Here is a 21,295-nt window from a genome sequence, read left to right as displayed (position 1 = left end):
GCGTGCGGGTTGGCGGCGGCCGCGGCGCGGCTGCGGGCGCCGACGGCGGCCAGCGCCGGCTCGTCCGCCTCGCCCGCGTCGATGAGGGCACGGGCCTGGAGCGCGGCCAGGGCGACCGGGTCGGGCCACAGCGGCGCCAGGTAGTAGGGGTCGAGCTGGCGGGTCAGGACGTCCCGGAGGGAGCCCGGCGAGGACTTGCCGTACGCGTACACGAGCGCGGTGTCGGCCTCGCCGGTCCGGAGCTTGACCCAGGCCTCGTACAGCGCCCAGGCGCCGTCCATCTCCACGTGCGACTCGGAGACGGGCGGCCAGGCGCCCACCCCGTCGAGGGTCATGGTGAAGGAGAAGGCCCGGCCGGCGAGGTAGTCGCTGGAGCCCGAGCAGGTGAAGCCGATCTCGCGCGCCGTCAGGCCGGTGTCGGCCAGCACCCGGTGCAGCACCGGCATGACCATCTCGACCTCGCTGAGGTCGTCCGTGCGGCGCCGGTGGTCGCTCTGCGCGAAGGCGACCACGGCGACGTCCGCCGCACCCGTGCCGGGTGCCCCGTGCGGCCCCTCTGTCCTGTGCGGCCCTTGCGCCCCGTGCGGCCCTTGCGCCTCATGCGCCCCTTGCGCCCCGTTCGCCATCAGAGCAGCTCCTTGTACGTGTCGTACGCGGCGTCCGGTTCGCCGGTCGGGCGGTAGTGGTCGGGGTGGCGGCCGCCGTCGGTCCACACCGGCTCCACCCGCAGGCCCATGCGCACCTGGTCGTAGGGGATGCCGCCGATGCGGCCGTGCAGGGCGAGGTCGGCGCCGTCGAGCGCGATGTGCGCGTAGACGTAGGGGACCTCGATGTCGAGGTTGCGGGCCTTGATGTTGACGATGCAGAAGGTGGTGACGGTGCCGGCGGGGCCGACCTCGACCTGCTCGGCCGTGGCCACGCCGCAGGTGGGGCAGGCGCCGCGCGGGGGGACGTACACCTTGCGGCAGGAGGGGCAGCGCTCGCCGACCGTGCGCCGCTCGGAGAGGGCGTGGAGGTAGGCGCTCTGGGCGCGGCCGGGGCTGTAGGTGTAGTCGAGCCGGGCCTCGGCGACGATGCCGGTGACGGGGTCCTGGAAGACGCCGTCGTGCGGGGCGGGACCGGTGGCCGGCTCCGGCGGGCCGTCGTACGGCTCGAAGCAGGCGATGTCGGTGATGGCGCCGCTGCGCTCCCCGGCCCAGCGGACGCGGACCCGCATACCGGTGGAGACGGCGTCCGGGCCGGGGGCGTCGAGGGCGTGCAGGAGGGCGGTGTCGGCGCCGTCGAGGCGGACGAGCACCCAGGCGAAGGGGGTGGCGAGCGGCTGCCGGGGGCGGGGGTGGTCGTTCCAGGCCCAGGTGGTGACCGTCCCGGTGGGGGCGACCTCGACCAGTTCGCGGATCTCCTCGGCGGTGACCGGGTCGTACTCGGCGGGCGGAACCATGACGCGGCCGTCGGAGGTCTTCACGCCGAGCACGACCTGCTGGCGCAGGCCGGTGAGGAAGGCGCTCTGCACGGGCCCGAGGGAGCGGGTGAAGGGGAACTCGACGACGAGGGGTGCGCGCAGCACCTCGGGTGGGGGCGCGGCTGGCATGGGCGGCTCTCCGATCCTGGCGGGTCTGCGGTCCTGGCGGGTCTGCGGCACGCGGGTCTGTGGGACGGGCGGGGCGGCGGGACGGGCGGGGTCTGCGGGACGGGCGGGGGCGGCGGGAGCGGCCGGCCGGGGCAGCGTGCTGGAGTGCGGCCGGCCGGGGCAGCGGTCGGGCGGCGCCAGGGAGCCGGAGTGCCGCGGCGCCAGCCGGCGGCAGGGAGCCGGAATGCCGCGCCGGCCGGCTCAGGCGCGGCGGTAGACGGGCGGGCGCTTCTCCGCGAAGGCGCGGGCGCCCTCCTTCGCGTCGGCGGTGTCGAAGATCGGCCGGCCCCGGGCCAGTTCGGCGGCCAGCCCTTCGGTCTCGGTCAGTTCGGCGCTCTCGTAGACGGAGGCCTTGACCGCCTCGACGGCGAGCGGGCCGCACGCGTTGATCTGCTCGGCGGTCTCCAGCGCCCGTTCCAGCGCGGTGCCGTCGGGGACCACCTGGCCGACCAGGCCGATCCGCGCCGCCTCGGCGGCGGAGTACGGGCGCCCGGTGAGCAGCATCTCCAGGGCGTGGGTGCGCGGGATCTGGCGGGGCAGGCGCACGGTGGACCCGCCGATGGGGAACAGCCCGCGCCTGACCTCGAACAGCCCGAAGGTGGCGCCCTCGGCGGCGATCCTGATGTCGGTGCCCTGGAGGATCTCGGTGCCGCCGGCCACGCAGTAGCCCTCGACCGCGGCGATGACGGGCTTGCGGGGGCGGTGGTGGCGGAGCATCGCCTTCCAGTGCAGGTCGGGGTCGGCCTTGAGGCGGTCCCGGTAGTGGTCGCCGGCCATCCCCTTGCCGGCGAGGGCCTTGAGGTCCATGCCGGCGCAGAAGTCGCCGCCCGCGCCGGTGAGGACGACGGAGCGGACGGTGTCGTCCGCGTCGGCCTCCAGCCAGCCGTCGTACAGGCCGACCAGCAGGGGCAGCGAGAGCGCGTTCTTCGCCTCGGGCCTGTTCATGGTGAGCACCAGCGTGGCTCCGTGGCGCTCCACGGTGAGGTGTTCGGTCCCACCCATTGCCGTCCTCCCGTCTCCGGACCTAGAACAGGTTGCAGGAGGGGCGGGTGCAGTTCAATAGTTTCCTGACACTCAGTCAGATTTCTTGGGCTGCTCCCTTCCCAGTTGTGCCGGGCGACGCTCTAATGACCGCCATCGGATGCCGGGGTCAGGAGGAACGGTGGAGTACAACCTTGCCGACCTGTTCGAGTCGGTCGTCGACGTGGTCCCCGACCGCGAGGCCCTCTTGTACGTCGACCACCCCGGCAGCGGCGCCGAGCGCCGGCTGACGTACGCGGAACTCGACGCCGCGGCGAACCGGATCGCCCACCACCTCCTCGACCACGGGCTGCGGCCCGGTGAACACCTGGGCCTCCACCTCTACAACGGCATCGAGTACGTGCAGACGGTGCTCGCCTGCCTCAAGGCCCGGCTGGTGCCGGTCAACGTCAACTACCGGTACGTCGAGGAGGAGCTGGTCTACCTCTACCGCGACGCCGACCTGGCCGCACTCGTCTTCGACGCGGAGTTCACCGCCCGCGTGGCGGCCGCGGCCCCGCGGGCGCGGCGGCTGCGCCACCTGGTCCGGGTGGGGGCGGCCCCGGACGACGCTCCGGCCCTGGACGCGGTGGACTTCGGTGCGGCGGAGGCTGCCGGGTCACCGGAGCGGGGCTTCGGGCCGCGCTCGGCCGACGACCTCTTCATCATCTACACCGGGGGCACCACCGGCATGCCCAAGGGCGTGATGTGGCGGCAGGAGGACCTCTTCTTCGCGGGGCTGTTCGGCGGGGCCCCGTCGGGCGAGCCGGTGAAGCGGCCCGAGGAACTGGCCGAGCGGGTCGCGGCCGGCGGCGCGGGACTCACCTTCTTCCCCACTCCCCCGCTGATGCACGGCACTTCGACGCTGACCATGTTCGTCGCCTTCGACTACGGGCAGCGGGTGGTCCTGCACCGCAAGTACGCGCCCGAGGAGGTGCTGCGGACGATCGAGAAGGAGAGGGTGTCGAGCGTCTCGCTGGTCGGCGACGCGATGCTCCGGCCGCTGGTCGACGCGCTGCACGGCCCGCTCCGGGGCACCGACCTGTCCTCGCTGTTCAGCGTCTCCTCGTCCGGGGCGATCATGTCGGAGACCGTACGCGCGCAGTTCCAGGCGCTCGTGCCGAACGTCCTGCTGCTGAACAACTTCGGGTCGTCGGAGTCCGGGTCCAACGGCCGGGCCGCGGACGACTCCGGCCCGGAGAAGGGCTTCCGGCTGGTCGTCAACGACCGTACGCAGGTGGTCGACCCGGCCACGCACGAGCCGGTGGCGGTGGGCGAGCCGGGGCGGCTCGCCCAGCGCGGACACGTCCCGCTCGGCTACTACAACGACCCGGCGAAGACCGCCGAGACCTTCTTCCAGCGGGACGGCGAGCGGTGGGTGCTCCTGGGGGACATGGCCACGGTGGACGAGGACGGGATCGTGACCGTACTCGGGCGCGGCTCGCAGTGCATCAACACGGGCGGCGAGAAGGTGTATCCGGAGGAGGTGGAGCAGGCGCTCAAGTCCCATCCCGACGTGTACGACGCCCTGGTCGCCGGGGTCGCGGACCCGAAGTGGGGCAGCCGGGTGGCGGCGGTGGTCCAGATCCGCCCGGGCGCACCCGAACCCACCCTGGAGGAGATCCAGGCGCACTGCCGGACCCGGCTCGCCGGCTACAAGATCCCGCGCCGGCTGGTCCTCGCCCCGGCGATCCAGCGCTCGCCGAGCGGCAAGGCGGACTACCGGTGGGCGAAGGCGGTGGCGACGGAGGCGCAGGAGGCGGTGGACGACTCGGGCGCCACCGGATAACCGTAGGACAAGCGTGCGGCGCCCGGCACACAATGCGGCCATGACCACGACCTCACCGACTCCGCCGTCCCCGATGCCGGCGACGCCCGCGACGTTCCTCGACAAGCCCACCCTGAACGGCGAACTCGTCGTCCTCCGCCCCGTCACGGAGGACGACATACCCGCCCTGCTGCCGATGTTCCACGACCAGGAGGGTGCGCGGCTGACCGGCAGCCACGAGGAGTTCGACGAGTCCCGGCTGCACTCCTGGTACAGCACGCGCCAGGACCAGGACGACCGCCTCGACCTGGCGGTGGTGGACCGCGCCACCGGACGGGTGATCGGCGAGGCCGTGCTCAACGAGTGGGACCCGGCCAACGAGAGCTGCAGCTTCCGCATCTGCCTGGCCCCCGGCACGTACGGCCGCGGCCTGGGCACGGAGGCGACCCGGCTGATCGTCGGCCACGGCTTCGAGGCCCTGGGCCTGCACCGGATCTCCCTGGAGGTGTACGCCTTCAACCCGCGTGCCCGGCGCGCGTACGAGAAGGCCGGCTTCCGCGCGGAGGGCGTCGTGCGGGACGCGCTGCTGTGGGAGGGCGAGCGGGTGGACGCCACGCTGATGTCGATCCTCGCGCCGGAATGGCGGACCCACCGCGGGCACCCGGCTTCGTAGTCGCCCGGTCGTCGACTCGCCCAGTCGTCCGGTCGTCGAGTCACCGAGTTGTCCACAGGCACGGGCCGGGCCGTTGCATTACCCCGCCCCCGTCCGGCACGCTACCGAATGATCGGTCGGGCGAATCACGACGGGGTGATGGACGTGCTGGCGAAACAGACGGAACAGCCGGATGACGGCGGGTCCTGGCAGGACGGGCAGGGCCGCAAGGGCGGGCCGGAGTACGGCGCGAAGGGCGGGCCGGAGTACGGCGCGGAGGACGGGCCGGAGTACGGCGCGGAGCCGACGTCGGTGGACGAGCTGCGCGCCGTCCAGCTGACCCGGCTGCGGGAGACGCTGCACCGGGTCTACGAGCGCGTCCCCCACTACCGGCGCGCCTTCGACGAGGCGGGGGTCCACCCCGACGACTGCCGGTCCCTCGCCGACCTGGCCCGCTTCCCCTTCACCACCAAGGACGACCTGCGAGCCAACTACCCCTTCGGCATGTTCGCCGTCCCGCGCGAGGAGGTCCGCCGGATCCACGCCTCCAGCGGGACCACCGGACAGCCCACGGTCGTCGGCTACACCGAGCGCGACCTCGGCGTGTGGGCCGAGGTCGTCGCCCGGTCGCTGCGCGCCGCCGGTGCGCGGCCCGGCCACATCGTGCACGTCGCGTACGGGTACGGCCTGTTCACCGGAGGCCTCGGCGCGCACTACGGCGCCGAGCGCCTGGGCTGCACGGTCGTACCGGCGTCCGGTGGGATGACGGACCGCCAGGTCCGGCTCATCCAGGACTTCCGCCCGGAGGTCATCATGGTGACCCCCTCCTACATGCTCACCCTGCTGGACGAGATGGAGCGCCAGGGCATCGACCCGCGGACCACCTCCCTGCGGACGGGCATCTTCGGCGCGGAGCCGTGGACGGAGGAGATGCGGCGCGAGATCGAGGAGCGCCTGGACATCGACGCGGTGGACATATACGGCCTGTCGGAGGTGATCGGCCCCGGCGTGGCACAGGAGTGCGTCGAGGCGAAGGACGGCCTGCACGTCTGGGAGGACCACTTCCTCCCCGAGGTCGTGGACCCGTTCACCGGCGAGGTACTCCCGGACGGCGAGCCCGGCGAGCTGGTGCTCACCTCCCTGACCAAGGAGGCCATGCCGGTCGTCCGCTACCGCACCCGCGACCTGACCAGACTGCTGCCGGGCACCGCGCGGCCGGCCTTCCGGCGGATGGAGAAGGTGACGGGGCGCAGCGACGACATGATCATCCTGCGCGGGGTGAACCTCTACCCGACCCAGGTCGAGGAGATCCTGCTGCGCACGGCCGCGGTCGCCCCGCACTTCCAGCTCCGGCTGACCCGGGAGGGCAGGATGGACGCCCTGACCGTCCGCGCCGAGGCCCGCCCCGGCGCCGGCGCCGCCGAGCGCGAGGCGGCGGCCTCGTCGGTCGCTCGCGCGGTCAAGGAGGGCATAGGCGTCTCGGTCAGCGTCGACATCCTGGACCCCGGGACCCTGGAGCGCTCGGTGGGCAAGATCAAGCGCATCGAGGACCTGCGCCCCTGACACGCGGCCGAAACCACTCCATTGGGCCCATTTACCGGGGTTTCGTTCAAGGTCGGTGGCTCGCAGGGGTAGGGGATCAGGTGTGACCCCGTCGCTCCGGCACCTGCACGACCGGCTCCAGGCGTCCCCGCTGGGGCTGGCCTGGAGCCGTGGCCGGGAGATGGAGCTGATGCACCGGGCCATGGGGTTCGCCGCGCTCGGCTTCCTCACCCTGGTGCCGCTGCTGGTCGTCGTCGCGGCCGCCGCGCCCGGCAGCGGCGAGGGGTTCGGCCGCTGGCTGGGCCAGGCGCTCGGGGTGTCCGCGGCGTCCCGCGCCCGGGTCGAGATGCTGTTCGGCGCGGCCGACCTCGCACTGGAGCGGACCACCGCCTTCGGTCTGGCGGCGCTCGCCGTGTTCGGCCTGACCTTCGGTTCGGCCGTGCAGACCGGCTACGAGAAGGTCTGGGACCTGCCGACCGCCCGCTGGCACACGATGTGGCGGCACGTGGTCTGGCTGGCGCTGCTGGTGTGCTACCTGGCCGTCCTGGTGATCACCCCGGCACCCACCGACGCCCTGGGCACCGTCCTGGGCACGATCGGCGACCTGGGCGGCACGTGCCTGTTCTTCTGGGGCTCCCAACGCCTGCTGCTCGGCGGCCGGGTGCGCTGGCGCGCCCTGCTGCCCGGCGCCGTCGCCACCAGCCTCGGCCTGCTGGGGCTGCGGGTGTTCTCGCAGCTGGTCTTCTCCCCTCTGATCGGCACGAACGCCGTGACCTACGGCCCGTTCGGCACCCTCCTGGTCGTCCAGTCCTGGCTCGTCGGGGTCGGCTTCGTGACCTACGGCGGAGCCCTGGTGGGCCGCCTGACCCACGAACACCTCACCATGCGCCGCCTGCGCGACGAAGGCTTCCTGCCGCCGGCCCACCGGACGCACGGCGGCGCCGGAGTCCCTACGGACTGACTGCCAGGAACAGGTAGGCGGCGAGGATCACCATGTGCACCCCGCCCTGGAGCAGGGTCGCCCGGCCGGGTACGACGGTCAGCGCGCCGACGACCACCGTGAGGGCCAGCAGCACCATGTGGGTGGGGCCCAGGCCCAGCACCAGCGGGCCGGACAGCCAGACGGAGGCGAGCGCGATGGCCGGGATGGTCAGGCCGATGCTGGCGAGGGCCGATCCGTAGGCGAGGTTGAGGCTGGTCTGGACGCGGTCGCGGCGGGCGGCGCGTACGGCGGCGAGCGTCTCGGGCAGCAGCACGAGCAGCGCGATGACGACGCCGACGACGGCGTTCGGCAGGCCGGCGTCGGCCACGCCCGCCTCGATGGTGGGCGAGACGGCCTTGGCGTTGCCGACGACCGCGACGAGCGAGACCAGCAGCAGGCCGAGGCTGAGCAGGGCGGCGCGGGCGCTGGGTGGTTCGGCGTGCTCGTCGGCGGCGGGGCCGCCGCCGGTGATCACCGGAAGGAAGTAGTCGCGGTGGCGGACGGTCTGGACGGTGATGAACAGCCCGTACAGCCCCAGCGAGGCGACGGCGGCGAAGGCGAGCTGGGCCGGGGAGAACTGGGGGCCCGGCTTGCTGGTGGTGAAGGTCGGCAGCACCAGGCTGAGGGTGGCCAGCGTCGTCACGGCGGCGAGGGCGGCGCCGGAGCCCTCGGCGTTGAAGACCGCGATCCGCCTGCGCAGGGCGGCGACGAGCAGGGAGAGACCGACGATGCCGTTGCAGGTGATCATGACGGCGGCGAACACGGTGTCCCGGGCGAGCGTGGCGGTCTTGCCGCCGCCGTCGGCCATCAGGGTGACGATGAGGGCCACCTCGATGACGGTGACGGCGACGGCGAGTACGAGCGAGCCGAACGGTTCACCCACCCGGTGGGCCACCACCTCGGCGTGGTGGACGGCCGCGAGCACCGCGCCCGCCAGGCACAGCGCGACCACAGCCACCGCGGGCCCGGGCAGGTCCCGCCCCCAGCTGAACGCCAGCGCGACGAGCGAGACGACCGGGACCACGACGGTCCAGTACGAGGCGAGCTGTTTGCCTGCTGTTGCCGTACTCATCCCCTCACGCTGCCACGACGGGTGCGCCGCAGGCGAACGCATGCCGGCCGCAGGCTCCCGTAGGAACCCGCGGCCGGAGCGACGACCGGGCTACCGGGCTACCGGGCTACCGGACTACCGGACTACCGGGGCGGAACGCCGGTCGGGTCGCCAGAAGACGACTCGGACTACCAGAAGACGACGAGGAATCCGTCGCCGCCCGCGGTACCCGGCTGGCCGGCCTGGCCGACGGGTCCGCCCGGGCCGCCGTTACCGCCGATGGCGGCTCCCGCCGGGGTGGAGACGATGCCGTCGACCGCGCCGCCGCCGGTGCTCCCCTCGGCGTCCAGGCCGTCCCGGTCCACACCGCCGGTGCGGCAGACACCGGTGCCTCCCTGGCCCGGCGTACCGGCGGTACCGGTGCCGGACACCGTGCCGCCGCCACCACCGCCGCCGCCACCGCCACCGCCGGCGTTGACCACCACGTCACCCCTTGGGGTGGCGAGGGTGGTGTCGGTGCCCTCCCCGCCCGGGAGGCCGTCGCCGCCGTTGCCGCCGTTGACGCTGTAGTTGCCGGCGGCGCCGCCGCCGCCGAGGGCTCCGCGGTCGCCGAGGACGACGGTGTAGGTCTTGCCCGGCTTCACCGGCACCGAGCACCAGGCGAAGCCGCCGCCGCCACCGCCGCCACCGTCACCACCGGCACCGCCCTCCGTGCCGGCGAAGCCGCCGCCGCCACCGCCGCCGCCCCCGCCGGCACCCCAGGCCTGGACGAACACCGAGGTGACGCCGGGCGGGGGTACGAAGGTCCCGTCGTTGACGAACTCCCGCACGCCGTGGGGCACGCCCTTCGGCTTCGGCCTCGGCTTGTGCCCGCCGTCGTCCGCGGGCCGGCCCTCGTCGTAGCGGGGGTCGTCCTGGCCCGGCGGTGGCTCCATCAGGTTGACGCCGGTCCGCGCGGAGGTGCGGTCGCCGTCCGCCTGGGCCGTCGGGGACAGGGTGAGCAGCTGGCCGGTGACGGCCGCCGCGGTGAGCGCTGCGACGGCCAGAGCCCGGCGCCGGGAGCGGCGGGGAGTGGTACTCGCGTTCATGTCGTCCTTACCTTCCCCGGCCGCGCCGGCCGGGGAAGTGCGGTGAGGTGGGAAGGAATCGGACCGAGTCGGTCCGCCGCTCATCTCACCGACGGGCTCGTGCGCCTCGCACGGGACGCGGCCGGGCGTTAGCCCGGCCGGGCCGCAAGGTTGGGCTGCACAGCGTACGGCCGCCTCCGCGCCCTGCCGGCCTCACACGGCCCGGTCGCGGCCCTCCCAGTACGGGTCGCGCAGGCGGCGCTTGTAGAGCTTGCCGTTGGGGTCGCGCGGCATGGCCGGGATGAAGTCGACCGTCTTCGGGCGCTTGTAGCCGGCCAGCCGGTGTGCGCAGTGGGCCAGGATCTGCGCGGCCAGCGCCTCCCCGGGCTCGTGGCCGTCGGCCGGTTCGACGACCGCCTTGACCTCCTCGCCCCAGTCGGTGTGCGGGATGCCGAAGGCCGCGGCGTCGGCGACCGCCGGGTGGGTCAGCAGCACGGACTCGATCTCGGCGGGGTAGATGTTGACCCCGCCCGAGATGATCATGTCGATCTTGCGGTCGCGCAGGAAGAGGTAGCCCTCCTCGTCGAGGAGGCCGAGGTCGCCGACCGTGAAGAAGTCGCCGATGCGGCTCTTGCGGGTCTTGCCCTCGTCCTTGTGGTAGCTGAAGCCGCCGGTGTTCATCTTCATGTAGACGGTGCCGACCTCGCCGGCGGGCAGCCGGTTGCCGTCGTCGTCGAAGACGGCCAGCTCGCTGATCGGCCAGGCCCGGCCGACCGTGCCGGGCTTCTTCAGCCAGTCCTCGGCGGTGGCGAAGGCGCCTCCGCCCTCGCTGGCCGCGTAGTACTCCTCGACGCAGTGGCCCCACCAGTCGATCATGGCCCGCTTGACGTGGTCGGGGCAGGGCGCGGCGCCGTGGACGGCGTGCCGCATGGAGGTGACGTCGTACGCCGTCCGGACCGCCTCCGGGAGGGCGAGCAGGCGGTGGAACTGGGTCGGGACCATGTGGGTGTGCGTGCACCGGTGGGTCTGGATCAGGCGGAGCATCTCCTCCGGCGTCCACTTGTCCATCAGCACCAGCGGGTGGCCGATGTGCAGCGCGGCGCCGGCGAACTGCAGGACCGCCGTGTGGTAGAGCGGCGAGCACACCAGGTGCACGTTGCCGTCGTGGGGGCGGATGCCGAAGATGCCGAGGAATCCGCCGAGATGGGTCTCCTCCGGCGGCCTGCCCGGCAGGGGGCGGCGGATGCCGCGGGGGCGGCCGGTGGTGCCGGAGGTGTAGTTCATGACCCAGCCCAGGGTCCGGCCGTCGGGGGGCGTGTGCGGTTGCCCCTCGAGGAGTTCGGCGTACGGGCGGAAGCCGGCGGCGGGGGCGACCGGGGCGGTGGCCGGGGCGGCGGCGGTGGCTGGGGCGGGGGCGGGTGAGGCCGGGGTGACCAGGAAGCGGTGGCTCGTGGGGAGTTCGGCGTCGTCGGCGGCAGCGGCGGCGGCCCCGGCGAAGCGCTCGTGGGCGATGAGCACCTTCGCCCCGGAGTCGGAGACGATCCAGGCGATCTCGGGGCCGACGAGGTGGTGGTTGACGGGGACGAGGTAGAAGCCGGCCTGCGTGGCCGCGAGGTAGGCGGTGAAGAACTCCACACCGTTGGGGAGGACAACGGCGAAGGCGTCGCCCTGCTCCAGGCCGGCGGCGCGCAGCCCGTGCACGAGCTGGTTGACGGCCGTGTGCAGGCGGCCGGCGGACCACTGCTCTCCGTCCGGAGCGGTGATCACGATCCGGTCCGGGTCGGCCGTCGCCTGCGCCCAGAAGCCCCCCGTCGGCTGCTTGTCCGTCATGGTGCGCTCCTCAGCCTCGTCCGGCGATGCGGTTGATGCGGTCGACGGCCTTCTCGAAGCCGCTGGTCAGCTCGTCGAAGACGGCTTGGACGCTGCGCTCGGCGGTCATCCGGCCGACGATCTGGCCGACGGGCGTGCCCAGCAGCGGCCGGACCTCGTACCGCTGGATGCGGGAGACGGCCTCGGCGACGAGCAGGCCTTGCAGCGGCATGGGCAGGGCCCCCGGGCCGTGCGGGTCGTCCCAGGCGTCGGTCCACTCCGTACGCAACTGGCGGGCGGGTTTGCCGGTGAGGGCGCGCGAGCGGACGGTGTCGCCGGAGCCGGCGGCCAGGAGCTTCTCGGTCAGGGCACGGGAGTGCAGGTCGGCCTCGGTGGTGGTGAGCCACAGGGAGCCGAGCCAGACGCCCTGGGCGCCGAGGGAGAGGCCGGCCGCGATCTGCTCGCCGCTGCCGATGCCGCCGGCGGCGAGCACCGGGAGTGGGGCGACGGCCTCGGCGATCTCGGGGACCAGGACCATGGTGGCGATGTCGCCGGTGTGGCCGCCGGCCTCGTAGCCCTGGGCGACGACGATGTCGATGCCGGCCTCGGCGTGGCGGCGGGCGTGCTTGGCGCTGCCGGCGAGGGCGGCGACGAGGACGTCGTGGTCGTGGGCCCGGGCGATGACGTCGGCGGGCGGCGAACCGAGGGCGTTGGCCAGGAGTTTGATCGGGTAGTCGAAGGCGACGTCGAGCTGGCTGCGCGCGACCCGGTCCAGCCACCCGGTGATGCGCCAGCCGGACGCCTCGCCCTCGGGCAGCTCGGGGACGCCGTGCTTGGCGAGGAGGTCGCGGACGAACGCCCGGTGCGCGGCCGGGATCATCGCCTCGATGTCGGCCTCGCCGACCCCGTCGACGGCCTTCTTGGCCGGCATGACGACGTCGAGGCCGTACGGCTTGCCGCCGGTGTGCTCCTGCATCCAGTCGAGGTCGCGGGCGAGGTCGTCGGGGTCGGTGTAGCGCACCGCGCCGAGGACGCCGAAGCCGCCGGCGCGGGTGATGGCGGCGGCGACCGCCGGGAAGGGCGTGAAGCCGAAGATGGCGTGCTCGACTCCCAGTTTCTTGCTCAGCTCCGTCTCCATGGCCGGTCATGGTGCCGCAGCCCGGCGGCCGAGGGAAGAGATTTTCTGATGCCGTGTCAGATTCTTTGCCGCACCGTCGGGGCGGGGAGTGCCGGGCGGGCGGGCAGATAGTGGATAGCGTGCGGGGCGGCTGCGGGGCGCTGTGCGCGGACGGCGACGGGAAGGCTGCGTACGTGCGCGCGGGCGCGCGCCGCACGCGACGGCGGACAGGAGGCCGAGGGATGGGCAGCGACACGGGGGCAGGGGGATCGGCGGAGAGCCGGGCGGTGCGGGACCGAGGAGTGTGGGACCGGGCGGTGTGGGGCCGAAGGGCCGCGGGCCGGGCGTCCGGGCCGGCACTGCGAGGGACGGGGGCGGGACCCGGGCCGACACGGCGGGGGGTGGGAGTGGGGCTGCTCGCGCTCGGCGGGGTGTTGTTGCTGCATGCGGCAGTGCCCGGTTCGGCTGGCGCGGCCGACCGGCGGGCCCTGCAGGGCCTGCGGCTGCGGTACGGATCCGCCCGGCAGGCGGGGCTGGTCGAGCGGCACCTGGAGGCCGTCGCCGACGAGGCCCGGCGCTTCCTCGGCCCCTCCCCCGTGCACCCCTATTACGCCGGAGCCGTGGTGCTCGCCGGGCGGGGTCGTACGGTCGCGCTGCACCGGGCGATGGGCGACGCGGTGCGGTACGAGGACTACGACGGCCGGACCGACACCGCGCGGGAGCTCCCGGGCGCCGGGCGGATCGCGATGGCGGAGGACACCGTCTTCGACCTGGCCTCGCTGACCAAGCTGTTCACCTCGGTGCTGGCGGTGCAGCAGATGGAGCGGGGGCGGCTGGAGTTGGAGGCGCCGGTCCGGCGGTACCTGCCGGAGTTCACCGGCGGCCGGAAGGAGTCGATCACGGTACGGCAGCTGCTGACGCACACGTCGGGCCTGCGCTCATGGGCGCCGTTCTACCGGGAGTCGACCCGGCGGGAGCAGCTGCGGCTGCTGTGGTCCGTACAGGCGCAGGACGTCCCGGGCACGGTGTACCGCTACTCCGACCTCAATCTGATCACGCTTCAGCTGCTCCTGGAACGGATCACCGGTCACACTCTGGATGCACTGCTCCACGACGAGATCACCGCTCCGCTCGGGATGCACCGCACGCGTTACAACCCACCGCTCTCCTGGCGTCGGGTGACCGCCGCCACCGAGGTGCAGCGCCCGCCCTGGTCCGGCCTCGACCGCGGACTCGTATGGGGCGAGGTGCACGACGAGAACGCGTACGCGCTGGGCGGCGTCGCCGGCCACGCCGGAGTCTTCGGTACCGCCTGGGACCTCGCCGTCCTCGCCCGCACCCTGCTCGACGGCGGCAGCTACGCGGGCCGCCGCATCCTGCGCCCGGCCTCCGTCGAACTCCTCTTCACCGACTTCAACACGGCCTTCCCCGGGGACGACCACGGCCTGGGCTTCGAGCTCTACCAGCACTGGTACATGGGCGCGATGGCCACCCCGCACTCGGCGGGCCACACCGGTTTCACCGGGACCTCACTGGTCCTGGACCCCTCCACCGACTCCTTCCTCGTCCTCCTCGGCAACTCCGTCCACCCCGTGCGCACCTGGCGGGCCGGCAGCGCACCGCGCGTGGCCGTCGGCAACGCCTTCGCCCGCGCCGTCCCGGTGCGCACGCGGCACGGCGGCCCGGCCTGGTTCTCCGGCCAGACCCCCGGCGGCTCCGGCACCCTCACCCTCCCGCCCCTCGTCCCCGCCACCTCCGAGGCGCGGCTGCGCTGCGCGGTGTGGTGGGACACCGTGCCGGCCGAGGGCGCGCTCCACGTGGAGGCGTCGGACGACGGCACCGCGTGGCGTCCGCTGCCGTTCACCACGGTCCGCACGACCGGCGGCAGCCCCGAATCATGGCCGCAGGGCAGCGCGACCGGCTGGTCGGGCCGCATCTGGCACCAGCTGGACGCGACCCTGCCCGCCACCGCGGGCCGGCCGCTCCACATCCGCTTCCGCCACGAGGCCACCGGCCGCTACGTCGGCCGCGGCATCTACGTGGACGTCGTCCGCGTCTCGGAACGCGGCCGCCTGCTCTTCTCCGACGACCGCCCCCAGGACGCCGCCCGCCTCACCCCCACCGGCTGGACCCGCTCCGCGGACTAGGTTCCGTCTCTTCGGTCAGAGTCGGGCTCGGATGGGGATCGCGGCGAAGGTGGAGTGCCGCCGTCGAACGCTTCCGCTGGATCGGCGGCCACGCCGACGTCCGGCAGATCTTCCGTCACCCCGAGGCCCTTGCCGCGGTGGTCCGCGGACTGGCGGGGCCGTTCCGGGAAGACGGCGTCACTGCCGTCTGCGGCATCGAGTCCCGTGGATTCCTGCTCGGCGCTGCAGTGGCCGTCGAGCTCGGCGTCGGCTTCGTCGCGGTACGCAACCCGGCTACCCAGGGGCCGTCGACCGCACCTGGGAACGCATCCTCGCCGCCCTCCTGGCCGGCCGCAGCCGATTCCGTGGACGACATCGACCGGCGTGGTGGTTCCGGATGATGCAGCGGCGGACCATACTGGCCTGCGCCTTGTGGCCTCGGTGGTCGGTGGCGTCCAGGGCGAAGCAGCGCAGCGCCGTGAACTGCGCCTCGATCCGGTTCGGCCACGAGCTGTTCGTCGGGGTGCAGGCGATCCCGACGCTGTTCGCCGCAACCGACCAGAAGGGCCCTCCTCATGCAGTTCGTCCTCGACCCGCCGCACGGCGTGGCCCCCCTCCGGCTGGGCATGACGCTCGACGAAGCGGTCGCCGCGGTGTCGGCCTGGGGCGTGCCGCGGGTGTACCCGGCCGACGCGGTGCGCGACTTCGACCTGGTCTCCACCGAGTACGACGGCATCACCTTCCAAGCGGCCCTCGAACGCGACCACCGCGTCACCGCCGTCACCGTCTGGGGACCCGACGAAGACGAGGACCCCGACGTCCAGCTCCTGCTGGACGGCCTCGACGTCTTCCGCACCCCCGCCGACGAAATCCTCGCCCACGCCGCCCGTAAGGGCTGGCACGTCAACAACGACGACCCGCGGGCCCCGTACATCCCCAGCGTCACCCTTGCCTTCACCCGGGACACCTCCCAGGAGGTACCGCGGGACGAGAACGGCCTGCCGGTCCACTTCACCGCGGTGCTCGTGGCCGACGAGCGGTATCGGGAGAAGTGACGAAGGTCAGCGGGCCCGGTGCCGTACCCGAGATCTGACGGCGTGGTACCCCCGTCACTGGCGCGGTGTCATGATCACTCAGTGGCCCCGCACCTCGGCACGCCATCCGGTGGCCCCTGGGCCGCACCGCGACAGCATGACCAACGGAAAGGACCCGGCATGCGCCGACTCGTCTACTTCATCGCGGCCACTCTCGACGGCTTCATCGCCGGCCCGGACGGTGCGGACCCCACGGGTCCGAGCGGCTTCTGGCCCATGACGGAGGACTACATACAGCACCTCGTGGCCGAGTACCCGGAGACACTGCCCGTCCAGGCCCGCCAGGCGCTGTCCGTCACGGCGGAGGGCACGCACTTCGACACTGTGCTGGAGGGGCGGCGCAGCTACGAGATCGGGCTTGCGGCCGGAATCACCGACGCCTACCCCCACCTGCGGCACCTGGTGTTCTCCCGGACCCTCACCGAGAGCCCGGACCGGGCCGTCGAACTGGTCGCCGACGATCCGGTGGCGACCGTGCGCGAGCTCAAGCGGCAGGACGGCAAGGACATCTGGCTGGTCGGCGGCGCCGAGCTCGCCGGCTCGCTGTACGCCGAGATCGACACGCTGATCCTCAAGGTCGGCCCACTGACCATCGGCGACGGGATCCCGCTGTTCTCCCGCAAGGCCGCCTTCGATCCGCGTACCTGGACGCTCGCAGACCACACCGTCCTCAAGAGCGGCGCGATGTTCCTCACCTACACGCGCGTCAGCAGCTGAGCGCTCCGGGCGGAGTACCCCGCTCCGGGTGATACCCGGCTGCCCCAGTACTCCGGCAGGGGTCCGACAGGGCGGCGGCGAGCATGCGGCGGGCGGCCGCGGTGAGTTCGGCGAGGTCCGGGGCGGGGCGGGTGGCGGCCAGGGCGCCGGCGAGGCGGTCGTAGAGGAGGCCGTCGGTCCAGGCCACGAGGAGTTCGGCGGACTCCCGCGGGCGGGCCGCGCCGAGGGACGCGAGCAATTCGGTGGCGCGGTCGCGTGCGCCGAGGCCCGCCCGATGGAGACCGGTCCGCAGGTCCGGGGTGCGGGCGGCCTCCAAGGTCAGCTCGAATCGGGCGAGTTGGCGTTCACGGCCGGTGGTCAGCCAGCGGTGGAGCAGGGCGGCGAGGCCGGCGGCCGCCGCCTCCCGCACAGCCGACTGTGGCCCCGCCGTGCCGTCCGGCTGCGGCTGCGGCTGCGGCTGCGGCGGGGCGTCCGCGGCGACGTCCGCCAGGTCGAGTTCCGCCAGGCGCTGGTAGCAGGCGTCGATCAGGGCGTTCCGCGTGCGGAAGTAGTACGACGTGCTGCCCGCGGGCAGTCCGGCAGCCGTGTCGACCGCTCGGTGGGTCAGGCCGCGCAGCCCGGCGGCGGCGACGGTGGCGATCGCGGTGTCGGCGATCAGCGTTCTGCGGTCAGGGGTGCTGGACATGACCTCACTCTACAGCTGTAGAGTGCCAGATATCCGGGCTCTACGGATGTAGAGGACGGGTGGGTGGGTGGGTCGGTGCGCGCCGCGACATCGGCACGCACCGCGCGAGATGAAGAGGAGTGGTTCATGTCCCAGCGTCACGCCGTCGTGGTCGGGGCGGGCATCGGCGGGCTCACGGCGGCTCTCGCGCTGCACCGCCACGGCTGGCGGGTCACCGTGTTCGAGCGGTCCGCCGAACCCGCCCTCGGCGCGGGCATCGTCCTCGCGCCCAATGCCCTGCGCGCCTTCGACGCCATCGGCTTCGACGTCACACGGGCCGTCGGCGACGCCGTCCCGGCGGCGATGGGTGTGCGCCGCCGGGACGGGAGCTGGCTGAACCGGGCCGACACCGCGGCCCTGGTGGCCCGTTACGGACGGCCCCCGCTGGCCGTCCACCGCGCCGCCCTCACCTCCGCCCTGGCGGCCGCCCTTCCTCCGGGCACGGTGCGGTACGGGACGGCCGTCCGGGCGGTCGAGGACGCCATGCCCCCCGCGCACACGCCCCCCACGCCCGCCGCGCACATGCCCGCCACCCCGGTCGTGCACACGGCGGACGCCTCCGTCGGCGCCGACGTCGTCCTCGCCGCCGACGGCATCAACAGCCCCTTGCGCCGCCGGTACTTCCCCGACCACCCCGGCCTGCACTACAGCGGCGAGACCGCGTGGCGGACCGTGCTGCCCGCGGACGGCCTGCCGCCGCTCGTCACCGCCGAGACCTGGGGCCCGGGCCGGCGGTTCGGCGTCGTACCGCTGGCCGACGGCCGGGTCTACGCGTACGCCACCGCCGTCGTCCCGGAGGGGACGCGCCCGGCCGACCCGCTCCGGGAACTGCTGCGCCGCTTCGGCGACTGGCACGACCCGATCCCGGCCCTGCTGGACCGGATGGACGCGGCGACCCTCCTCCAGCACGACCTGTTCGACCTGGCCGCCCCGCTCCCGCGCCTCCACCACGGCCGGATCGCATGGCTGGGCGACGCCGCCCACGCCATGACCCCCAACCTGGGCCAGGGCGGCTGTCAGGCCGTCGAGGACGCCGTCGTCCTCGCCCACCTGCTGGCCGCCGCCACGGACCGCCCCGGGGGCGTCCGGGGCATCCCGGGCGCCCTGGCCGCGTACACCGCCGCCCGGCGGCGGCGGACCGAGGCCATCCGGGTACGGGCCCGCCGGGCCGGCCGGATCGCCTCGCTCCGGCACCCCGTCGCGGTGGCCGCGCGCGACCTCGCCCTTCGCGTCACCCCCGAACGGATCGCCCTGCGCGCCATGGACGACCTCTTCGACGGCTTCGCCCTCCCCCGCACGGCCTCCTGAACCACGGCTCCCGAGGCCCTTAGCGCCCCAGCGCCGCCATCGCCGCGTTGTGCCCCGGTACGCCGCTCACGCCGCCGCCGCGGACCGCGCCCGCCCCGCACAGCAGGACGTTGGCGTGGCCGGTCTCCACGCCCCAGCGGCCCGTGCCCGCGGTCGCGTACGGCCATGACAGGTCGCTGTGGAAGATGTGCCCGCCGGGCAGCCGCAGGTCGCGTTCCAGGTCGAGCGGGGTCTTCGCCTCGATGCACGGGCGGCCCTCGGCGTCCTCGGCGAGGCAGTCGGCGATGGGTTCGGCCAGGTGGGCGTCGAGCTGGGCGAGGGTCGCGGCCAGCAGGACCTCGCGGGCCTCGGCGTGGTCCCGTTCGAACAGCCTGGCCGGGGTGTGCAGGCCGAACAGGGTCAGCGTCTGGTAGCCCGCGGCGGCGAGTTCCGGGCCCAGGATCGTGGGGTCGGTCAGCGAGTGGCAGTAGATCTCCGAGGGCGGCGCGGACGGCAACTCCCCCGCGGCGGCCTCGGCGTAGGCGCGGGCGAGGCCGGCGTACCCCTCGGCGACGTGGAAGGTCCCTGCGAAGGCCTCGCGCGGGTCGACGGAGGTGTCGCGCAGCCGCGGAAGGCGCTTCAGCAGCATGTTCACCTTCAGCTGGGCGCCCTCCGCGGCCGGCTTCGGCGGGGTCTCGCCCAGCAGTTCGGCCATGGCCCGCGGCGAGGCCCCGACCAGCACCGTACGGGCCGCCACCGTGCCCTCACCGGCGGCCGTACGGAACGTCACCTCGGCCGCCGTCCCGTCGGTCTCGATCCGTACGGCCTCGTGCCCGGTGGCGATCTCGGCCCCGGCCCGGCGCGCGGCGTCCGCCAGCGCATCGGTGAACGCCCCCATCCCGCCCAGCGGCACGTCCCAGTCGCCGGTGCCGCCGCCGATCACGTGGTACAGGAAGCAGCGGTTCTGCGCCAGCCCCGGATCGTGGGCGTCTGCGAACGTGCCGATCAGCGCGTCCGTCAGGACCACGCCCCGGACCAGGTCGTCGTCGAAGTGGTGCTCCACCGCCCGCCCCAGCGGCTCCTCGAAGAGCATCCGCCAGGCCGCCTCGTCGTCGATGCGCGCCCGCAGCGCCTCGCGGGTCGGCAGCGGTTCGGTGAGGGTGGGGAAGACCTTGGCCGCGACCTGGGCGGTCGTCCGGTAGAAGGCGCGCCACTGCTCGTACTCCTGGTCGGAGCCGGTCAGCCGCACGAACGACTCCCGGGTGCGCTCCTCTCCGCCGCCGACGAGCAGTCCGGTGGGCCGGCCCGCGCGGACGTCCGGGGTGTACGAGGAGACGCCGCGCTTGCGTACGCCGAAGTCCAGGCCCAGCTCCCGCACGATCTTCGACGGGAGCAGGGAGACGAGGTAGGAGTAGCGCGACAGGCGCGCGTCGACTCCGGCGAAGGGCCGGGTGGAGATCGCGGCGCCGCCGGTGTGCCCGAGGCGTTCGAGGACCAGCACGGACCGCCCGGCCCTGGCCAGGTACGCGGCGGCCACCAGGCCGTTGTGCCCGCCGCCGACCACGACCGCGTCGTAGACGCCCTGCCGGAAGCCCGCGCCGTGGCCCGCCGGGCCCGTCACCGGCCCGCCGGCCGGACGCGCCACCGGATGCGCCACCGAAGGCACCACCGGTTGCGCCACCGGACGTTCCGCTGCCCGACCCGACCCCGAACCTGCCGCTGCACCTGCCACGGGAGCTGTCATGCGTCCTGCCTAGCACACCTGCCCGAGCCGCTCCAGACAGTGCGCCTCGTCGGCGTGCGCGGCGACCGTGTCGGGGTGTTCGGGGCCCAGGGACCGCTCCAGGACCCCGGCGATCTCCCGGTACAGCGCCAGCGCCTCCGGCCAGCGGCCCAGCCGCCCCAGGCCCACGGCCTGTTCGCGCCGGCTGGCCAGGGTGTCGGGGTGGTCGCCGCCGAGCGACTCGGCGCGCAGCGCGCCGACCTCCCGGGCCTCGGCCACCGCCTCCTCCCAGCGGTCCATGCGGCCCAGGTTGACGCCCAGGACGTGCCGGGCCCGCAGGGTCTCGGGGTCCCGGGCGCCGTAGGCGCGGGTGCGGTCGCGGACCAGGGCGCGGAAGAGGTCGTACGCCTGCGCGCCGCGTCCGAGCCGGCCCAGCGCGATGCCCACCTCGTAGCGGGCGGCGAGGGTGTCGGGGTGGTCGCGCCCCAGGGTGCGCTCGCGGGCGGCCGCGATCTCCCGGTAGGCGACCAGGGCCTCCGTCCAGCGGCCCAACTGGCCCAGGGCGTACGCCCCCTCGTACCGCGTCAGCAGGGTGTCGGGGTGGTCCGGCCCGAGTACCCGGTCGCGGGCGGTGGCGACCTCGTCGGCGATGCGGAAGGCGTCGCGGACCCGGCCCATCCGGCTGAGGTTGCTGGCCAGGTTGTGCCGGCAGCGCAGGGTGTCGGGGTGGTCGGAGCCCATGGCGCGCTCGCGTACGGCGAGCACCGCGCGGTAGGCCTCGTGCGCCTCCTGGTGCCGGCCGAGCCGGTCCAGGACGTACGCGGCCTCCTGGCGCGCGGCGAGGGTGTCGGCGTGGTCGGCGCCGAGCACGGCGGACCGCCCCTCGGCGACCCGGGTGTGCCCGTGCAGCGCCTCGGTGAGGCGCCCGGCGCGGGCGAGGGCCACGGCCGTGGTGAAGCCGGCGGCCAGGGTGGCCGGATCGCGGC

At 74.0% G+C, this 21,295-nt stretch carries 17 protein-coding genes and 2 pseudogenes; 8 read left to right on the top strand and 11 right to left on the bottom strand.

Annotation, left to right across the window (positions count from 1 at the left end):
* The 3 genes and pseudogenes from GPJ59_RS17610 to GPJ59_RS17600 form a co-directional block, all read right to left on the bottom strand.
* Nucleotides 1-512: pseudogene (locus GPJ59_RS17610) on the bottom strand (lipid-transfer protein); the annotation flags it as partial.
* 113 nt (nucleotides 513-625) lie between these two features.
* A complete protein-coding gene (locus GPJ59_RS17605) occupies nucleotides 626-1,591 on the bottom strand; it encodes a Zn-ribbon domain-containing OB-fold protein (RefSeq protein WP_219668132.1) in 966 nt (321 codons plus the stop codon).
* A 240-nt stretch (nucleotides 1,592-1,831) separates the two neighbouring features.
* Nucleotides 1,832-2,632: a crotonase/enoyl-CoA hydratase family protein gene (locus tag GPJ59_RS17600; RefSeq protein ID WP_219668131.1), complete on the bottom strand. Its 801-nt coding sequence runs from the start codon at nucleotides 2,630-2,632 to the stop codon at nucleotides 1,832-1,834.
* 160 nt (nucleotides 2,633-2,792) lie between these two features.
* Between GPJ59_RS17600 and GPJ59_RS17595 the strand changes: the two genes are divergently transcribed.
* From GPJ59_RS17595 to GPJ59_RS17580, 4 genes are all read left to right on the top strand, one after another.
* Nucleotides 2,793-4,439 (top strand): acyl-CoA synthetase, encoded by a 1,647-nt coding sequence (locus tag GPJ59_RS17595; protein WP_219668129.1) that lies wholly within the window; start codon nucleotides 2,793-2,795, stop codon nucleotides 4,437-4,439.
* 73 nt (nucleotides 4,440-4,512) lie between these two features.
* Entirely contained in the window at nucleotides 4,513-5,091 is a 579-nt protein-coding gene (locus GPJ59_RS17590; RefSeq protein ID WP_219668134.1) for a GNAT family N-acetyltransferase, read from the top strand.
* A gap of 138 nt (nucleotides 5,092-5,229) precedes the next feature.
* Nucleotides 5,230-6,633 carry a phenylacetate--CoA ligase PaaK gene (gene paaK / locus GPJ59_RS17585; RefSeq protein ID WP_219668128.1) on the top strand — a complete coding sequence of 468 codons (1,404 nt, stop codon included), beginning with the start codon at nucleotides 5,230-5,232 and terminating at the stop codon, nucleotides 6,631-6,633.
* A gap of 160 nt (nucleotides 6,634-6,793) precedes the next feature.
* The gene (locus tag GPJ59_RS17580) at nucleotides 6,794-7,573 is read left to right on the top strand and encodes a YihY/virulence factor BrkB family protein (RefSeq protein WP_258024544.1); all 780 of its coding nucleotides are present in this window, start codon (nucleotides 6,794-6,796) and stop codon (nucleotides 7,571-7,573) included.
* Here GPJ59_RS17580 and GPJ59_RS17575 read toward each other — a convergent pair.
* From GPJ59_RS17575 to GPJ59_RS17560, 4 genes are all read right to left on the bottom strand, one after another.
* A complete protein-coding gene (locus GPJ59_RS17575) occupies nucleotides 7,563-8,666 on the bottom strand; it encodes a calcium:proton antiporter (RefSeq protein ID WP_219668126.1) in 1,104 nt (367 codons plus the stop codon). The two genes, GPJ59_RS17580 and GPJ59_RS17575, sit on opposite strands and share 11 nt — an antisense overlap.
* Nucleotides 8,667-8,833: 167 nt before the next feature.
* On the bottom strand, nucleotides 8,834-9,733 hold the full coding sequence (locus GPJ59_RS38550; protein ID WP_219668135.1) for a hypothetical protein: 900 nt from the start codon (nucleotides 9,731-9,733) through the stop codon (nucleotides 8,834-8,836).
* Nucleotides 9,734-9,925: 192 nt separating this feature from the next.
* Nucleotides 9,926-11,542, bottom strand: a complete 1,617-nt coding sequence (locus GPJ59_RS17565; RefSeq protein WP_219668125.1) for an acyl-CoA synthetase — start codon at nucleotides 11,540-11,542, stop codon at nucleotides 9,926-9,928.
* Nucleotides 11,543-11,552: 10 nt separating this feature from the next.
* Nucleotides 11,553-12,659: a nitronate monooxygenase gene (locus GPJ59_RS17560; protein WP_219668124.1), complete on the bottom strand. Its 1,107-nt coding sequence runs from the start codon at nucleotides 12,657-12,659 to the stop codon at nucleotides 11,553-11,555.
* 338 nt (nucleotides 12,660-12,997) lie between these two features.
* Between GPJ59_RS17560 and GPJ59_RS17555 the strand changes: the two genes are divergently transcribed.
* On the top strand, nucleotides 12,998-14,785 hold the full coding sequence (locus GPJ59_RS17555; RefSeq protein ID WP_374200861.1) for a serine hydrolase: 1,788 nt from the start codon (nucleotides 12,998-13,000) through the stop codon (nucleotides 14,783-14,785).
* A gap of 273 nt (nucleotides 14,786-15,058) precedes the next feature.
* On the opposite strand, the pseudogene GPJ59_RS38545 reads toward GPJ59_RS17555, so the two are convergent.
* A pseudogene (locus GPJ59_RS38545) lies at nucleotides 15,059-15,325 on the bottom strand (hypothetical protein); the annotation flags it as partial.
* A 14-nt stretch (nucleotides 15,326-15,339) separates the two neighbouring features.
* Here GPJ59_RS38545 and GPJ59_RS17550 point away from each other — a divergent pair.
* Both GPJ59_RS17550 and GPJ59_RS17545 read left to right on the top strand, forming a co-directional pair.
* Nucleotides 15,340-15,819, top strand: a complete 480-nt coding sequence (locus GPJ59_RS17550) for a hypothetical protein (protein ID WP_219668121.1) — start codon at nucleotides 15,340-15,342, stop codon at nucleotides 15,817-15,819.
* A gap of 159 nt (nucleotides 15,820-15,978) precedes the next feature.
* Entirely contained in the window at nucleotides 15,979-16,575 is a 597-nt protein-coding gene (locus GPJ59_RS17545; RefSeq protein WP_219668119.1) for a dihydrofolate reductase family protein, read from the top strand.
* Here GPJ59_RS17545 and GPJ59_RS17540 read toward each other — a convergent pair.
* Entirely contained in the window at nucleotides 16,565-17,260 is a 696-nt protein-coding gene (locus GPJ59_RS17540) for a TetR/AcrR family transcriptional regulator (protein ID WP_219668118.1), read from the bottom strand. The two genes, GPJ59_RS17545 and GPJ59_RS17540, sit on opposite strands and share 11 nt — an antisense overlap.
* A 126-nt stretch (nucleotides 17,261-17,386) precedes the next feature.
* On the opposite strand from GPJ59_RS17540, the gene GPJ59_RS17535 reads away from it, so the two are divergent.
* Entirely contained in the window at nucleotides 17,387-18,607 is a 1,221-nt protein-coding gene (locus GPJ59_RS17535; RefSeq protein WP_219668116.1) for an FAD-dependent oxidoreductase, read from the top strand.
* A gap of 19 nt (nucleotides 18,608-18,626) precedes the next feature.
* Here the strand turns inward: GPJ59_RS17535 and GPJ59_RS17530 are convergent, their stop codons facing one another.
* Together GPJ59_RS17530 and GPJ59_RS17525 are read right to left on the bottom strand one after the other, a co-directional pair.
* Nucleotides 18,627-20,207 carry a phytoene desaturase family protein gene (locus GPJ59_RS17530; RefSeq protein WP_308120344.1) on the bottom strand — a complete coding sequence of 527 codons (1,581 nt, stop codon included), beginning with the start codon at nucleotides 20,205-20,207 and terminating at the stop codon, nucleotides 18,627-18,629.
* Between the two features lie 132 nt (nucleotides 20,208-20,339).
* Nucleotides 20,340-21,295 (bottom strand): tetratricopeptide repeat protein (locus GPJ59_RS17525; RefSeq protein ID WP_219668113.1); only part of this gene is annotated, 956 nt, incomplete at its 5' end.

Origin of the sequence: Streptomyces bambusae, assembly GCF_019400985.1 — a bacterium.
GTDB classification, from domain to species: Bacteria; Actinomycetota; Actinomycetes; order Streptomycetales; family Streptomycetaceae; genus Streptomyces; species Streptomyces bambusae_A.
This window is presented reverse-complemented; position numbering and strand designations above follow the sequence as displayed.

Coding starts and splice junctions, on each gene's coding strand:
- GPJ59_RS17545 (WP_219668119.1), top strand. CDS start 15,979: ATGCGCCGACTCGTCTACTTCATCGCGGCCACTCTCGACGGCTTCATC.
- GPJ59_RS17600 (WP_219668131.1), bottom strand. CDS start 2,632: ATGGGTGGGACCGAACACCTCACCGTGGAGCGCCACGGAGCCACGCTG.
- GPJ59_RS17540 (WP_219668118.1), bottom strand. CDS start 17,260: ATGTCCAGCACCCCTGACCGCAGAACGCTGATCGCCGACACCGCGATC.
- GPJ59_RS17580 (WP_258024544.1), top strand. CDS start 6,794: ATGGAGCTGATGCACCGGGCCATGGGGTTCGCCGCGCTCGGCTTCCTC.
- GPJ59_RS17565 (WP_219668125.1), bottom strand. CDS start 11,542: ATGACGGACAAGCAGCCGACGGGGGGCTTCTGGGCGCAGGCGACGGCC.
- GPJ59_RS17535 (WP_219668116.1), top strand. CDS start 17,387: ATGTCCCAGCGTCACGCCGTCGTGGTCGGGGCGGGCATCGGCGGGCTC.
- GPJ59_RS38550 (WP_219668135.1), bottom strand. CDS start 9,733: ATGAACGCGAGTACCACTCCCCGCCGCTCCCGGCGCCGGGCTCTGGCC.
- GPJ59_RS17590 (WP_219668134.1), top strand. CDS start 4,513: ATGCCGGCGACGCCCGCGACGTTCCTCGACAAGCCCACCCTGAACGGC.
- GPJ59_RS17550 (WP_219668121.1), top strand. CDS start 15,340: ATGCAGTTCGTCCTCGACCCGCCGCACGGCGTGGCCCCCCTCCGGCTG.
- GPJ59_RS17575 (WP_219668126.1), bottom strand. CDS start 8,666: ATGAGTACGGCAACAGCAGGCAAACAGCTCGCCTCGTACTGGACCGTC.
- paaK (WP_219668128.1), top strand. CDS start 5,230: ATGGACGTGCTGGCGAAACAGACGGAACAGCCGGATGACGGCGGGTCC.
- GPJ59_RS17605 (WP_219668132.1), bottom strand. CDS start 1,591: ATGCCAGCCGCGCCCCCACCCGAGGTGCTGCGCGCACCCCTCGTCGTC.
- GPJ59_RS17560 (WP_219668124.1), bottom strand. CDS start 12,659: ATGGAGACGGAGCTGAGCAAGAAACTGGGAGTCGAGCACGCCATCTTC.